The 14,651-nt window shown below is 70.0% G+C and carries 15 protein-coding genes; 4 read left to right on the top strand and 11 right to left on the bottom strand.

Annotation, left to right across the window (positions count from 1 at the left end):
* Window positions 1-152 precede the first annotated feature (152 nt).
* Window positions 153-2,048, top strand: coding sequence for an ATP-binding protein (locus AC1RSK_RS14220; RefSeq protein ID WP_492908219.1), 1,896 nt, complete (start codon window positions 153-155; stop codon window positions 2,046-2,048).
* A gap of 168 nt (window positions 2,049-2,216) precedes the next feature.
* Window positions 2,217-2,567 (top strand): hypothetical protein, encoded by a 351-nt coding sequence (locus tag AC1RSK_RS14215; protein ID WP_492908218.1) that lies wholly within the window; start codon window positions 2,217-2,219, stop codon window positions 2,565-2,567.
* A gap of 116 nt (window positions 2,568-2,683) precedes the next feature.
* On the opposite strand, the gene AC1RSK_RS14210 is transcribed toward AC1RSK_RS14215, so the two are convergent.
* Window positions 2,684-3,496 (bottom strand): PhzF family phenazine biosynthesis protein, encoded by an 813-nt coding sequence (locus AC1RSK_RS14210; RefSeq protein WP_492908217.1) that lies wholly within the window; start codon window positions 3,494-3,496, stop codon window positions 2,684-2,686.
* Between the two features lie 38 nt (window positions 3,497-3,534).
* Between AC1RSK_RS14210 and AC1RSK_RS14205 the strand changes: the two genes are divergently transcribed.
* Window positions 3,535-3,987, top strand: a complete 453-nt coding sequence (locus AC1RSK_RS14205; protein ID WP_492908216.1) for a GNAT family N-acetyltransferase — start codon at window positions 3,535-3,537, stop codon at window positions 3,985-3,987.
* On the opposite strand, the gene AC1RSK_RS14200 is transcribed toward AC1RSK_RS14205, so the two are convergent.
* The 8 genes from AC1RSK_RS14200 to AC1RSK_RS14165 all read right to left on the bottom strand — a co-directional run bounded on the left by AC1RSK_RS14200 (window position 3,972) and on the right by AC1RSK_RS14165 (window position 10,601).
* On the bottom strand, window positions 3,972-4,544 hold the full coding sequence (locus AC1RSK_RS14200) for a nucleotidyltransferase family protein (protein WP_492908215.1): 573 nt from the start codon (window positions 4,542-4,544) through the stop codon (window positions 3,972-3,974). The genes AC1RSK_RS14205 and AC1RSK_RS14200 overlap by 16 nt on opposite strands.
* 36 nt (window positions 4,545-4,580) lie before the next feature.
* Window positions 4,581-5,051, bottom strand: a complete 471-nt coding sequence (locus AC1RSK_RS14195) for a surface-adhesin E family protein (protein ID WP_492908214.1) — start codon at window positions 5,049-5,051, stop codon at window positions 4,581-4,583.
* Window positions 5,052-5,133: 82 nt separating this feature from the next.
* A complete protein-coding gene (gene thiD / locus AC1RSK_RS14190; RefSeq protein ID WP_492908213.1) occupies window positions 5,134-5,928 on the bottom strand; it encodes a bifunctional hydroxymethylpyrimidine kinase/phosphomethylpyrimidine kinase in 795 nt (264 codons plus the stop codon).
* On the bottom strand, window positions 5,925-8,765 hold the full coding sequence (locus AC1RSK_RS14185; protein WP_492908212.1) for a M16 family metallopeptidase: 2,841 nt from the start codon (window positions 8,763-8,765) through the stop codon (window positions 5,925-5,927). Before AC1RSK_RS14185 ends, thiD begins: the two co-directional genes overlap by 4 nt.
* 110 nt (window positions 8,766-8,875) lie before the next feature.
* Window positions 8,876-9,046 carry a DUF1328 family protein gene (locus tag AC1RSK_RS14180; RefSeq protein ID WP_492908211.1) on the bottom strand — a complete coding sequence of 57 codons (171 nt, stop codon included), beginning with the start codon at window positions 9,044-9,046 and terminating at the stop codon, window positions 8,876-8,878.
* Between the two features lie 93 nt (window positions 9,047-9,139).
* Window positions 9,140-9,760: a superoxide dismutase gene (locus AC1RSK_RS14175; protein ID WP_492908210.1), complete on the bottom strand. Its 621-nt coding sequence runs from the start codon at window positions 9,758-9,760 to the stop codon at window positions 9,140-9,142.
* An 89-nt stretch (window positions 9,761-9,849) separates the two neighbouring features.
* On the bottom strand, window positions 9,850-10,260 hold the full coding sequence (locus AC1RSK_RS14170; protein ID WP_492908209.1) for a hypothetical protein: 411 nt from the start codon (window positions 10,258-10,260) through the stop codon (window positions 9,850-9,852).
* Window positions 10,257-10,601: a hypothetical protein gene (locus AC1RSK_RS14165; protein WP_492908208.1), complete on the bottom strand. Its 345-nt coding sequence runs from the start codon at window positions 10,599-10,601 to the stop codon at window positions 10,257-10,259. Before AC1RSK_RS14165 ends, AC1RSK_RS14170 begins: the two co-directional genes overlap by 4 nt.
* A gap of 154 nt (window positions 10,602-10,755) precedes the next feature.
* On the opposite strand from AC1RSK_RS14165, the gene AC1RSK_RS14160 reads away from it, so the two are divergent.
* On the top strand, window positions 10,756-12,660 hold the full coding sequence (locus AC1RSK_RS14160; protein WP_492908207.1) for an HWE histidine kinase domain-containing protein: 1,905 nt from the start codon (window positions 10,756-10,758) through the stop codon (window positions 12,658-12,660).
* 182 nt (window positions 12,661-12,842) lie between these two features.
* On the opposite strand, the gene AC1RSK_RS14155 is transcribed toward AC1RSK_RS14160, so the two are convergent.
* Together AC1RSK_RS14155 and AC1RSK_RS14150 are read right to left on the bottom strand one after the other, a co-directional pair.
* Window positions 12,843-14,066 carry a CaiB/BaiF CoA transferase family protein gene (locus AC1RSK_RS14155; protein WP_492908206.1) on the bottom strand — a complete coding sequence of 408 codons (1,224 nt, stop codon included), beginning with the start codon at window positions 14,064-14,066 and terminating at the stop codon, window positions 12,843-12,845.
* Entirely contained in the window at window positions 14,066-14,569 is a 504-nt protein-coding gene (locus tag AC1RSK_RS14150; protein WP_492908205.1) for a L,D-transpeptidase family protein, read from the bottom strand. Before AC1RSK_RS14150 ends, AC1RSK_RS14155 begins: the two co-directional genes overlap by 1 nt.
* Between the last annotated feature and the right edge of the window lie 82 nt (window positions 14,570-14,651).

The raw sequence follows: 14,651 nt of genomic DNA, 5'->3' as shown, positions 1-14,651 counted from the left end.
GGGCAGTAAGGATAGTAAATCAAATCTTAAACTCGTCCAAGGTGAATCGATGGTTAACATTGTCGCACCCAGAACGAGAATCCGCGGTGGAAGCGAAGCGTTAGGAAGATTGCGCGATAAGGCTCGGGAACAGGGGCCAAGACTTCGGGCAAATGCAGCAGCCGACGCCATCGCAAGACACGACGCACCACGCGCCCTTCCAGGCGCGGATCGCCAGCGTGGCCCTGGTCACGACCCTGGCCGTGCTGCTGGTCGCCTGCGCCAGTTTCCTGTTCCAGCAATGGACAGTAGCGCGGCAGCAAACCGTTGCCACGCAAGGGGGTCTGGCCAAGATCATGGCCGGCGTCGCCGCCCCGGCCGTGGCCCGCGGCGACCTGGCCAGCGCCCGTGCCGCGGTGGAGTCGGCGACCAGGCCGGCCTCCGTGGTCTCGGCCGAACTGCGTGACGCCAATGGTAAGGTTATCGCCGCGAAGACAGAAGACGCGACCCAGGCGGGTGTCAAAATACTTGCTGAACCCGTGGTCTTCGAAAATCGCCGGGTAGGCGAACTTCGCATCGGGGTTGTGGACCCCAGCCTGGCCAAGATGCTGCCGCGCTTTCTGGCCCTGACCATGGCCCTGTTCTTCGGCGCCGCCGGGGCGGCGCTGTTCCTGTCGCGAGGCCTGGCCCGCCGGATCACCGCCCCCGTCGACCGGCTGTCGCGGGCCATGGAAGAGGTCGCGCACAGCGGCCAGTTCAAGCAGGTCGAGGAAAAGACCACCGACGACGGCCTGTTCCAGAGTCTGGCCCGCAGCTTCAATCAGCTGCTTGCCAAGCTGGAGGCCAACGACCGCGACCTTCGCGAGACCATGGGCGCCCTGGTCACCGCCCGGGATCAGGCCGACAGCGCCAATGTCGCCAAGAGCCAGTTCCTGGCCAACATGAGCCACGAGATCCGCACCCCGCTGAACGGCGTGCTGGCCATGGCCGACGTCATGAGCCGCGGTGACCTCGATGAGCGCCAGCGTGAGCGCCTGGGGGTCATCCGCGAGTCCGGCGAGCTGCTGCTGGCCGTGCTCAACGACGTGCTCGACCTGTCGAAGATCGAGGCCGGCAAGCTGGAGCTCAGCCCCGCCGACTTCGACCTCTCCGAACTGGCCGACGCCTGCCGCAAGATCTACGGCGTCATGGCCCAGGAAAAGACCCTGCGCTTCGACCTGACCATCGAGCCGGAGGTGGCCGGGGCCTGGCGCGGCGACCGCGATCGCCTGCGCCAGATCCTCGGCAACCTGCTCAGCAACGCCATCAAGTTCACGGTCGAGGGGGCGGTCGCCGCCCGCTTCAGCCAGGGTCCGAACGGCGTCCTGCGACTGACCGTCGCCGACACCGGCGTCGGCATCGCCTCCGACAAGCTGCCGACCCTGTTCGACAAGTTCGTCCAGGCCGACAACTCCACCACCCGCCAGTTCGGCGGCACCGGGCTGGGCCTGGCCATCTGCCGCGAGCTGACCCAGCTGATGGGCGGCCAGATCGTCGCCCGCAGCGCCGAGGGCGAGGGCTCGACCTTCATCGTCGACCTGCCCCTGGCCCGCGGCGAGCTGATCATCCCCGAAGCCCCCGCCGTCGGCGAGGCCGAGGAGGGCGAGGGCCGGCCGATGCGCATCCTGGCGGCCGAGGACAACCTGACCAACCAGAAGGTCCTGCGCGCCGTGCTCGACCCGCTGGATATCGACCTGACCATCACCGGCGACGGCGCCGCCGCCGTCGACGCCTGGCGCACCGGCGGCTTCGACCTGATCCTGATGGACATCCAGATGCCGGTCATGGACGGGGTCGAGGCGACCGAGACCATCCGCGCCGAGGAACGCCAGCGCTGCCTGCCGCGCATCCCCATCCTGGCCCTGACCGCCAACGCCATGACCTACCAGGTCGAGCAGTACCTGGCCGTCGGCATGGACGGCCACGTCTCCAAGCCGATCGAGCTGCAGCGACTCTATGTCGCCATCGAGAACGCCCTGGCCGGCCACAGCGAGGCGGCGCAGGGGCCCGACCAGCAGGCCGTGGCCTGAGTCCTTGATGGTCGCGCAATTCGCCGCCGAACCGGTATCCACTTCGGCGATCGCGCTCCGCGCTTCCTGAACGGCAGACAACGAGCCGCTCAGAACCATTTCAGGTCACAGATGTTCTGTTGTCTTCAACGTCGTCACTCAGGCGGCGTCATCAGGAAGGACAACAGGATGAAAAAGTTCGCGATCGCCATCCTCGCCGCCTCGGCCCTGGCGGCGACCGCCGCGCCCGCTCTGGCGGCCCCGTGGCAGAACATCAACCAGCGCCAGGCCCAGCTTGACCGCCGCATCGATCAGGGCGTCCGCAGCGGCGCGCTGACCCGTCGGGAAGCCGCCGGCCTGCGCCAGGAATTCCGCGGCATCGCCCGCCTGGAAGCCCGCTACCGGGCCACCGGCGGCCTGCAGGCCTGGGAACGGGTCGACCTCGACCGCCGCTTCAGCCGGCTCAGCGTCAAGATCCGCTGGCAGGCCAACGACCGCGACCACCGCGGCGACCGCCGTGGCGACTACCGCCGCTACTAGTCTCTGACGACCGAGACCCGGGGCTCGCCGCCCTCCCCCGACTGCGAGCCCCGCCCGCGCCCCCGCCCGTCCCCGGCGGGGGCGCTTTCGTTTGGGGGCCTCTCGTATGACGCCGATCAAAGCCGCAGCATGCTCTCCACCACCGTCACCGCCTGGCCGCGCAGGATCACCCGGTCGCCCTTCATCTCGCAGTCGAGGTCGCCACCGCGGCCGGGGTAGGCCTGGTGGAAACGGTTGCGGGCTCGGCCCAGCCTGCCTGCGAACAGGGGCGCCAGGAGGCAGTGGGCCGAGCCGGTGACCGGATCTTCGGGAATGCCGCAGCCGGGGCCGAAGAAGCGGCTCACGACCTGGTATCCGCGCCCGGGATCGGCCAGGGCGGCGACGCTGATGTTGCCGGGGCCGTCGATCGCCTCGCCTGCGATCTTCGCGAGGGCGGCGATGTCGGGGGCCAGGTCGCGCACCGCCGCCTCGCTGTCCAGGACGGCGACGAGATAGGCGCCCGCCCAGACCTCGGCCGGCGGGGCGCCCAGGGCCTCGGCCAATCCCTCCGGCGCGGCCGTCCGCCGGGGCGGGTCGGCGGGAAGGTCCATGGCGTAGAGGCCGTCCTCGCGGGACACGGTCAGCAGGCCCGAGCGGGTCTCGAAGGCGATCTCGCCCGCCTCAAGGCCCAGCTCGGCGAACAGCACATGGGCGGCGGCCAGGGTGGCGTGGCCGCAGAGCGGGACCTCCACCGCCGGGGTGAACCAGCGCAGGCCGAAGCGGGCCGGGTCGGCGGTCTTCAGGAGGTAGGCGGTCTCGGCCTGGTTGTTCTCGGCCGCCAGGGCCTGCATCCAGGCGTCGGCCGGCCAGGCGTCAAGCGGCTCGACGACGCAGGCGGGATTGCCCTTGAAGGGGACGGCGGCGAAGGCGTCGACGGTCCACTGGCGCACGGCTTGTTCCTCATCCCGGCCCGGGCCTAGAAAGCGCCATGACCTTCGAAACCCAGGGCGGTGACGGCTACCGCATCAGCGACGATCCGGCGAGCTTCGACATGGCCAGGGGCCATGTCTGGATCAGCGAACAGTCCTATTGGGCCCAGGGCATTTCGTTTGAAACCTTCCGCCGCTCGGTCGAGAACAGCCTGACCTACGCCGCTTACGCGCCGGATGGGGCGATGGCCGCCATGGCCCGGGTGGTCACCGACCGGGCCACCTTCGCCTGGCTGTGCGACGTCTTCGTCGACGAGGCGCATCGCGGGCAGGGCCTGGGCAAGGCGCTGGTCGAGTACTTTCTGGCCCATCCCGACCTGCAGGGCCTGCGCCGCCGGCACCTGGCGACGGCCGATGCGCATGAACTCTACCGGAGCTACGGTTTCACCGACCTGACCGGCGTCGACCGGTTCATGGAGATCCGGGACCGCGCGGTCTATTCGCGCGGCTGAATGATCGTCACCTCCGGCCAGCGGGCGCGGGCCGAGCTGGTGGTCTTCTCCCAGCCCTTGGCCAGCGGCCGGTTCGGATTGGGGCGCAGGGTCATGGCGAACAGGTCGTCGAGGCCGAATGGGGCTTCGATGGTCAGGCTGTCGTCCTTCTCCAGCCGGACGCCGACCCCGAAGGCCGGGGCCACGAAACGGCCGAGCGCCTCGGCGCTGTTGGCCAGGGGCTCGTAGGGCTCGCCGAAGTGGTCCTCGAACCAGAGATGCACCCGGGCCTGGTTGCGCACCTCGACCAGATCGTTCAGCGGCGGCGGGAACAGGGCGGCGGCCCGCTTGATGAAGACGTCCTCCGCCTCATAGCTGGTGTCGGCGTCCCAGTAGGCCAGGTCGTAGTCGCGCACCCCGTAGTCGGCGTCGCGGCCGGTCAGGTGGTTCCAGACCCGCTGGTAGACGGCCCCGGAGACGATCAGCCAGTCGGGCAGGTCCAGGTCGCGGGCGTGGCGCAGCGCCGTCATCAGGGTCGGGGCGGCGCGGACGATCTCTTCGAGTCGGCTGTTCAGCATGCGGCCAATGTGGCCGATTCGGAGCCCGTCTCCAGCCTATTGGGAAAGCATCCACCGGCCGTCGCGGATGGCCGAGGAGCGGGTCACCGCGCCGTTGGGATCCATCGCCATCCGCCCACAGCCGAAGGCGGCCAGCTTCTCGCCGACGGTGCCGGCGGCGACCGGTTCGCGCCAGTCCTCGGCCACCGGGCTGACGCCAAGGCTCTTGCCGTTCTCGTCGACGTTCTCGACGTCGAGGATCTTGAAACGGGTGCTCTCGCACCGGAAGCGGTAGTTGACGATGCGGGCCTGGATGGTCTGGCCGTCGGCGGTGACCGGCGGGTCGTAGACCTTCATCTCGCGGACCACGACCTCGGCGTCGTCGCCGGTCAGGGCGTCGGGGTCGGCGTAGGAGACATGGGCCGCGCCCTTGGCGATCGGCAGCCAGGTTTCAGCTGAGGCGCCAGTAGGAAGGGCGACCGTGGGCAGGGCGACAGCCGTCACGGCCATGGCGATGATGAGACGCATGGAAAACTCCCCGACTTGGAGAGGATGGAATCATGCGGCTTAAAATCTGTCACCACGCAATTTGTCGCGCCCTGTCAGTGGGTTAACGAGAGCGTAACATCCAGGCATGGTCCAGCGGCCCATGCCCTTTTCCCAGGCCGGGCGCCGCCTCGATGGCCCGGTGGACGTAGTTCCAGGCCCGGGCCACGGCGGCGGTCAGGTCCAGGCCCTGGGCCAGGCCGGCGGCGCAGGCGCTGGCCAGGGTGCAGCCGGTGCCGTGGGTGTGGAGGGTGTCGATGCGGGCGTCCTCGAAGGCGCTCTCGCCGTCCGGGGTGATCAGCAGGTCGACCAGCCGGTCGCCCGGCACATGGCCGCCCTTCATCAGCACGGCCTTGGCGCCAAGCTCCAGCAGTTCGTAGCCGCAACGGCGCAGTTCGTCGGTGCTGGTGGCCGGCAGGCCGGTCAGGGCCTCGGCTTCCGGGGCGTTGGGGGTCAGCAGGGCGGCGCGGGGGATCAGTTCGGCGCGCACCGCGGCGATGGCGCGGGGATCGAGCAGGCTGTGGCCGCCCTTGGCGATCATCACCGGGTCGATGACCACCGGAATACTGCCGGCATGGTCGATCAGCCGGACGGCGACGGCCACGGTGGCGGCGTCGCCCAGCATGCCGGTCTTGATGGCGTCGGCCCCGATGTCGTCCAGCACCGCCCGGCCCTGGGCCTCGATGATGTCGAGCGGGATCGGATGCACGCCGGTGACGCCCAGGGTGTTCTGCACCGTCACGGCGGTGACGGCGGTGGCGGCATAGGCCCCCAGCATGGTCACCGCCTTGATGTCGGCCTGCAGCCCGGCCCCGCCGCCGCTGTCGGAGCCGGCGATGATCAGGATACGTGCAATCATTTCGGCTTGCGCAGGGTCGGGCTGTCGAGGTCGAGGTCGGCCAGGGGGATGACCTCGGCGCCGGGGAGGGCCTCTTTCAGGCTCTTGCCGAACAGCTTGCCGTCGCCGACGACGATGACGCTGGTCTCGCCGGGCTTGAGCACCTCGGCCGCGAAGTTACGGACCTGCTCGGGCGTCACCGCCTCGACCTTGGTGGTGAACAGCGACACCTCCTTCAGGTCGATGCCGTAGGCGGCCAGCGAGCCAAGCGTGTCGGCCAGGCCGTCGGTGGTGGCCAGCTCACGGCCAAAGCCGCCGATCAGCACCGACTTGCGGGCGGCCATCTCCTCAGGCGTCGGCAGGCTGTCGCCCATCCGGCCCATCTCGCCGCGCAGCAGCACCAGGGCCTCGCCGGCCGTCTCGTTCTTGGTCGAGGTCGAGGCGGAGAAGCCGCCGCTGCCCTTGCGGACCGACAGCGAGGAGTTGGCGCCATAGGCCAGGCCGCGCTTGACCCGGATCTCCTGATTGAGCCGCGAGCTATAGCCGCCGCCCAGCACATTGTTGGCCACCAGCCCGGCGTAGTAGCGCGGATCGTCGCGGGTGATGGCCCGCTTGGCGACGATAACGCTGGCTTGGCCGGCGCCGGGCATGTCGACGATGACGACGCGGGGCTTGGACTGCGCCGCGATAGCCGGGGCGGGGGCCAGAGCGCCGGCCGGGGCCTTCCAGGCGCCGAAGGTCCGCTCGGCGAGGGCGAAGCCGTCCTGCGGGCTGATGTCGCCGGTGATCACCAGCACGGCGTTGTCGGGCCGGAACCAGCGGGCGTGGAAGGCGGCCAGGTCGTCGCGCTTGAGGGCCTTGAGGGTGGTCGGGGTGGTGACGTCGGCGAACGGCGTGCCGGACCAGACGGCCGGGGCGGAGACATAGCCGGCCACCGAGCGGGGCTCGGTCATCGACACCTGGAAGCCGTCGATCGACTGGTCGCGCAGCCGGTCCAGCTCCTCCGGATCGAAGGTCGGGCGCAGGGCGACGTCGGCCATCAGGTCCATGGCGGGGGCCAGGTTGCTGGTCAGGGCGTTGAGGGTCACCGAGGTGAATTCGGTGCCGGCCCCGGCCGACAGGTCGGCGCCGAGGGCCTCGGTCTGGGCGGCGATGTCGACGGCGCTCTTGCCGCCGGCCCCCTCGGTCATCAGGTCGGCGGCCATGCTGGCCAGGCCCGCCTGGCCCTCCGGATCGAAGATCGAGCCGGCGCGGACGGTGAGGTCGGCGGTGACCAGCGGCAGGGCGCTGGACTGGGCGACGATGACCCGCAGGCCGTTGGGCAGGGTCTTCTCGACGGCGGTCGGCAGCGCGGGGGCGATCGGCTGGCCCAGCGCCGGCGGCTTTTCGCGGTCGGCGACGTCGCGCAGGGCCACCCGCTGGCCGGTGAAGGGCTTGCTGGCCACGGCGACGGGCTTGGTGGCCACATCCTTCTCGCCGGCCGGGCGCAGCTTCTCGTCCATGTAGCGGACGACGACCATGCGGTCGGGCGACAGATATTTCTTGGCCACCCGCTGCACGTCGGCGGCGGTGACGGCGTTCAGCTCGTCGATGCCGCTGTTGGCCTTGGCGGCGTCGCCCTCCAGCACCAGGGCCGAGCCGAGCACGAAGCCCTTGCCGTCGATGGTCTCGCGCTGGCGCACGGCCCCGGCAATCATCTCGCTCTTGGCCTCGGCCAGTTCGGCCGGGGTCGGCGGCGCGTCGCGGAGTTTAGCCACCTGTTCGAGCAGGGCCTTCTGGCCCTCGTCCAGGGTCTTGCCGCCGGCCATGATGGCCCCGACGTAGAACAGCCCCGGCTGGGCGTTGAGCTCGGCGGTGGAGAAGGCCGCCTGGGCGATCTGCTGTTCATAGACCAGGCTGTTGTAGAGCCGCGAGGACTTGCCGCCCGACAGGATGGCGTCGAGCACGGTCAGGGCGGCGGCGTCCGGGTCGGCCGCCTTGGGGGCCTGCCAGGTGATGGCGATGGCCGGCAGCGGCACGTTGGGGGCGTAGCCGGTCACCGTCTTGGGTCCGGTCCGGGCCGGCTCCCGCACCGTCACCCGGCGCAGCGGCGCGGCCGGCGTCTTGATGGGGGCGAAGTATTTGTCGACCCAGGCGTCGAGGGCCGCCTCGTCGAAGTTGCCGACGATGATCAGGGCGGCGTTGTCGGGCCGATAGTAGTCGGCGTGGAAGTTCAGCACATCGTCGACGGTGGCCGAATCGAGGTCCTCGATCGAGCCGATCACCGGCCGCCGATAGGGGTGGGTGGTGTAGCTGGCCGAGGGCACCAGCAGGGCCTGGAAGCGGCCGTAGGGGTTGGAGAGGATGCGCTGGCGCAGCTCCTCCTTCACCACGTCGCGCTCGGACTTGAAGTTGGCCTCGTCGACGACCAGCGAGCCCAGCCGCTCGGACTCCGCCCACAGGAGGCGCTCCAGGTGATGGGCCGGGGCCACCTCGTAGTAGGCGGTCATGTCGTCGGCGGTGAAGGCGTTGTTGAAGCCGCCGACGTCCTCGGTCATGCGGTCCAGGCTCTCCGACGGCATGTCGCGGGTGGCCTTGAACATCAGGTGCTCGAACAGGTGGGCAAAGCCGGTGCGGCCCTCCGGATCGTCCTTGCCGCCGACGCCGTACCAGACCTGGACGGTGACGTTGGGGGTGGTGCGGTCGATCGAGCTGATCACCCGCAGGCCGTTGGGCAGCACGCGCTCGCGGTACTTGATCGGCGGGGCGGTCGGCAGCGAGGCGGCGGTGGCGGCGAAAGCTGGGATGGAGACCAGGCTGGCGGGCGCCGTCAGCAGCAGGGCGGCGGCCAGCACTCTGGCGGAGGACTTGTTCAGCACGCGGGGGATCTCCCAGGGATTTGAGAGGGACTTAGCAGTTTCCCAGGCGCGAAAAAGGGCGGGCCTTTCGGCGCCGCCCTTCATCGGAATCTACGTCTCGACCTTTGCGGTCAAGGCGCTCGACCCCGGACCATGTTCATGACCAGTGAAACCACGAACAGGACGAGGAAGACAAAGAACAGGATCTTGGCGATGTCAGCGGCCGCGCCGGCGATACCACCAAACCCAAGAACTGCCGCGACCAACGCCACGACAAGGAAAATAAGCGCCCACCTGAGCATCTTGAAAACCTTCCCTTTAATCGAAACGCGAAGACGTCGCGTCGTCAGTTGGGAGAACGGCTTTCTATGGGCGCGGTTCCATTTCTCCGCCGTCTACTTCGGCGGCGGGTAGCGATACCCGTCGCCGGACCCCTGCGCCGCCGCCAGCTGGCGGGCCGCGAAGTCCCAGTTGGCCAGGCCGTCGAACCAGGCGGTCAGGAAGCCTTTGCGGTCGTTCTGATGGTCCAGGTAGTAGGCGTGCTCCCAGACATCGCAGACCAGCAGCGGGAAGCCCGCCTCGTTTGCCAGCGGGTTGTCGGCGTCATGGCTGGGCGCGACGGCGAGCTTGCCGTCCTTCCACAGCAGCCAGACCCAGCCGGAGCCGAACTGGCCGACGCCGGTCTCGACGAACTTTTCGCCCAGCGCCTTCAGGCCGCCGAAGGCCTCGATGGCTTCGGCCAGGGCGCCCGACGGTCTGGGCGGCGTGGCGGCCATGGATTCCCAGAAGAAGCCGTGGTTCCAGGCCTGGGCGGCGTTGTTGAACAGCTTGCCGGGGCCGGCCGACCTGACCACCGCCTCCAGGCTGCCCGGCCTCTCACCCTTTTCCTCAAGCAGCTTGTTGAGCGTCTCGACGTAGGTCTTGTGGTGCTTGCCATGGTGGTAGTCGAGGGTCTCGCCGGAGACGACGGGGGCCAGGGCGTCACGGGCGTAGGGCAGATCGGGCAGGATGAACATGACTGACGCAACTCCTCACTCGCCGGCGAGGGGAGCCGCCGGCGTTCATTTTCAACAACGCTTGAAGATCGTCCGGGTTTGCCCGGGTCTCAGGTCTTGCGGCCGTCCATGAAGCCACGCACCACGGCGCTGATCAGGGCCGGGTTGCGCAGGGCGTAGATGCCGACGGCGACGGCGGCGCCGGCCGACAGCAGCGGCCGGTCCTTGATGACGTTCAGGATGACGTTGGCCAGGTCGGCGTGGCCGCCGGGGCCCATGCTGGCCGCCTGGGCGGCCTCGTGGCGGCGCTTGTCGCCCTCCATCTTGCGGGCGGCGACCATGGCGATCACCGCCGCCAGCAGGGCGGCCGTGCCGGCCACGACGGCGCCGGCCCCGGCCTTGCCGACGGTCGGCTCAACCAGGGCGAAGATGGCGAAGAAGGCGGCGACAATGGCCACGGAAACGGCGGCGACCACCGCCGCCGCCGTCGCCAGGGCCGCCAGAGTCCGCTCTACGATCAACGACGGTCGCCGCGACCGGCGAGCAGCAGGCCGAGCAGGAGGCCGACGCCAGCGGCCGCCAGCAGGGCCGTCTGCGGCTTTTCCTTGACCCGCTCGGTGACGTAGCGCTGAGCGACGTCGAGCTGATGGCCGGCCGTGTCGGCGTAGGTGCGGCTTTGGGCGCGGAAGGTTTCGAGGCCTTCCTTGATCGCCACCTCGGCGCGCGCGGCGGCCTCGGTGATGCTGGTCTTGGCGGCTTCGGCGGCTTCCGCGAAGCTCTTCTCGGCATGGTTGGCCGCGCTCTTCAGCGCGGTCTTGGCCTTGGCCGCTTCGGTTTCGCTGCCGGTGGGCACGTTGGTCATCTGATAGCTCCGCGTGAGGCCCGCACCCCGGGCGTGGGTCGTCATGGGGTGACGGCCCGACAACGCCGGGGATAGGCGCTGGTTCCAAGATAGGGCGCCCTGCCGCTCACCGCCACCAGTCGCTTAACTCACAAAGTGGGTCTAAGGTGCCCGCATGAGTAAAATTGTCGCAGCTGACGTCGAAATGGCCGAGGAGGACCGGCTGGCGGTGCTGCGCGGCCTGGGCGCGCTGGACAGCGATACCGATCCGAACTTCGACCGCATCGTTCGCCTGGCCGCCGCCCTGTTCGGGGCGCCGCGCGCCGCCCTCGCCCTCGTCGATCGCGACCGCCTCTGGCACAAGGCCAGCGTCGGGCTGGAGCGGCGGGAGTTTCCCCGCGCCGGCTCCCTGGCCGACGTCATGATCCGCCGCGGCGAGGTGCTGATCAGCGGCGATGTGCGCGGCGATTCGCGCTTCGACGACGTCCGCGCCAACCTGACCCAGACCGATGTCGCCTTCTACGCCAGCGCCCCGCTGGTCACCCCCGACGGCGCGGTGGTGGGCCTGTTGATGGTCGGCGATCCCGAACCGCATCCGCATGACGAGGAGGACCTGGCCGAGGCCCTCCGCGACCTCGCCGACCTGGCCACCGACCATCTGATGGCCGACGCCCACCGCCTGGCCGTCGAGCGCGGCCGCAAGCTGGACCGCCAGCGCCGGGACCTGGCCCTGGAGGCCGGCGGGCTGGGCGAGTTCGAATGGGACCTCACCGCCGACCGCATGGTCATCAACGAGCAGATGAAGGCGATGACCGGCCTGACCCGCGACGGCGCCGCCGGCGAGCACGGCGACGTCTCCTTCAAGTTCGTGCATCACGACGACCGCGACGCCCTGCGGACCGAGGTCGACCGCTCCCTGAAGGCGACCGGCCGCTACCGGGCGGAATACCGCATCGTCCGCCCCGACAACGGCGAGGTGCGCTGGATGATGGGGGCCGGCACGGTCGTCCGCGACGCCGACAACCAGCCGCGCAAGATCATCGGCGTCGTCCAGGACATCACCGACCGCAAGCGCGACGAGGAACAGCGCGAGACCCTGATGGCCGAGTTGGACCACCGGGTGAAGAACGTGCTGGCCGCCGTGCAGTCGCTGGCCGCCCAGTCGGCCCGCCGCACCAGCTCGATCGAAGGCTTCATCGACAGCTTCTCGGGCCGGCTGAAGGCCATGGCCCAGGCCCATGAGCTGCTCACCGCCACCCGCTGGCACGGGGCCAGCCTGGGCTCCATCGTCGAGGCGGAGCTGGGCGGCCTTGGCCAGGGCCAGGCCATCTGGTCGGGGCCGGACCTGTTCCTCACTCCGCGCGCCGCCAACGCCTTGTCGCTCGCGCTGCATGAGCTGGCCACCAACGCCATCAAGTACGGGGCCCTGTCGGTGGAGGGCGGCCGGGTGCTGCTCGACTGGCGCAAGCGGCCCGACGGCGGCTTCGCCATCGACTGGCAGGAAATCGGCGGCCCGCCGGTGACGCCGCCGACCCGCACGGGCTTCGGCGCCGTGCTGCTCGACCGGGTGACCGGCCGCGAGCTCGGCGGGACCGGCAAGGTCACCTACGAAAAGAGCGGCGTGCGGGTGCATCTGACCGCCAACCGCGCCGCCCTGGCCGACGCCAAGACCGCCGAGCCGGCGCCGGCCCCCAACGGCGTCTCCACCGGCCAGATCAACGGCCATGGCGGCGTCGAGGGCCTGCGCATCCTGATCGTCGAGGACGCCACCCTGCTGGCCCTGGAACTGGAGGCGGGGCTGGTCGAGGCCGGGGCCATCATCGTCGGCACCGCCGGCGACGTCGACGAGGCCATGGGCCATGCCGAGGCGCTGCTCGACGCGGCCGTGCTCGACGTCAACCTGGGCGGCCGGCTGGTCACCCCGGTGGCCGAGCGGCTGCAGGCCCGCGGCATCCCCTTCGTCTTCGCCACCGGCTACGGCGAGCGCGGCGCCCCCGGCGGCTTCGACGCCCCCATCGTCCGCAAGCCCTACAACATCCACCAGATCGTCCGGGCCGTGGCCGAAGCCGTGGGGCGGTGATCCTCATCCTCCCCCGTTCACGGGGGAGGGGGACCGCGAAGCGGTGGAGGGGGCGAGGGCCGCCCACTCTGGTCCAGGACCATCTCTGACATGCCGGTCGAGGTCAGCGCACGGCCCTCGCCCCTTCCACCACCGGCTTCGCCGGCGGTCCCCCTTCCCCGTAAACGGGGAAGGATTTTGAGCTAGATCACGCCGCGTTCCCGCAGCTTCACCAGATCCTCTGCGCTCACCCCCGCCCGCTCGCCCAGCACCGCGTCGGTATGCTCGCCCAGCGCCGGGCCCGGCCAGCGGACGCCGCCGGGGGTGTCGCTGAGCTTGGGGAAGGCGTTCTGCATCTTCACGCTGCCGAACACCGGATGCGGCGTCTCGACGATGGCCGCGCGGGCGATGAACTGCGGATCGTCCAGCATGTCGGGGGCGCGGTAGACCCGGCCGGCGGCGACGCCGTGCGTCTCCATCAGGGCCAGCAGGTCGGCGGCCGTCAGCGTCGCCGTCCAGGCCCCGATCAGGGCGTCCAGCTCGCCCTGGTGCTCGCCGCGCGCCGCATGGCCGGCGTAGCGCGGGTCGGCGCTGAGCTCCGGCCGGCGCATGGCCGCGCACAGCCGGGCGAACAGGGTGTCCTGGTTGGCTCCGATGACCACCAGCGCCCCGTCGGCGGTCGGATAGGCGTTGGACGGGGCGATGCCCGGCAGCACCGAGCCGGAGCGTTCGCGCACATAGCCGGTCAGACCGTACTCGGTGATCAGGTTCTCCATTACCGACAGCACGCTCTCATAGATGGCGGCGTCGACGATCTGGCCGCGGCCGGTCCGCTCGCGGGCGTGCAGCGCCATCATCGTCCCCAGCGCCGCGTGCAGCCCGGCCAGGCTGTCGCCGACCGAGATGCCGGCCCGGGCGGGGGCCCGGTCGGGCTCGCCGGTAATGTAGCGCAGGCCGCCCATGGCCTCGCCGATCAGGGCGTAGCCGGCCCGCTGGGCATAGGGGCCGGTCTGGCCGAAACCGGAGACCCGGGCCATGACAAGCTTCGGGTTGTCGGCGCTGAGGGTTTCGTAGCCCAGACCCCACTTCTCCATCGCGCCTGGCCGGAAGTTCTCGATCAGCACATCGGCCCCGGCGATCAGCTTGCGGGCGATGGCCTGCCCTTCCGGGTCGCGCAGGTTCAGGGTCACCGAGCGCTTGTTGCGGCCGATCACCGGCCACCAGGGGCTGTGGCCCATCGGCAGGCTGCGGCCCCACTGGCGCATGGGATCGCCCTTGCCGGGGTCCTCCAGCTTGATCACCGTCGCCCCGAAGTCGCCGAGAATCTGGCCGCAGAACGGCCCGGCGATCAGTGTGCCCATCTCGATGACGGTCAGGCCGGCCAGGGGACCATCGGGCGGGCCCTTGGGCGGAGGCGCGGCGGCCATCAGGCGGTGATCTCGACGGTATCGCCCGGCTTGGCCAGGGCCAGCAGATCCAGAAGGTCCGGCCCGTCCAGCGCCACGCAGCCTTCCGTCGGGGTCCGCTCCGGCCGGGTCAGGTGCAGGAAGATGGCCGATCCCATCCCCGCGACCACCGGGTCATCGTTGTGCCCCAATACCAGCACCAGATCGTAGACATCGTCGTCCCGCCACAGCTTCTCGTGGCTGGCGGCGTAGGGCAGGCGGACCGGGCGGTTGTAGTTCGGATCGTCCGGCGCATCGCACCAGCCCTCGTTCGGCTGGATGGGATGCACCGCCAGGCCGGTCCTCGGCGGCGGGCTCTTGTCGGGCCGGTAGAGCAGTCGGCGGATCGGCCAGGTTCCCAGCGGGCTGGCGCCGTCACCCTCGCGTTTATCGGCGGCGGGCTTCACGCCCCCCTTGCCGAGGATGCAGGAAACGGTTCGGCTCCCTATCTCGAAGCGGCCGTCGGCATGGGCGGTGAAGTTCAAGTTTTCGGCTCCACGGTCTGGCGTTGCCCGCTTGGCCCACATGTCTTGGCGGAGGGGGCCGAAACGGTGCATGGTTCTGTTC

Source organism: Caulobacter sp. GW821-FHT11A05, from assembly GCF_058809015.1.
The sequence above is the reverse complement of the archived record's forward strand: the minus strand, read 5'-3'. Positions and strand labels throughout refer to the sequence as shown.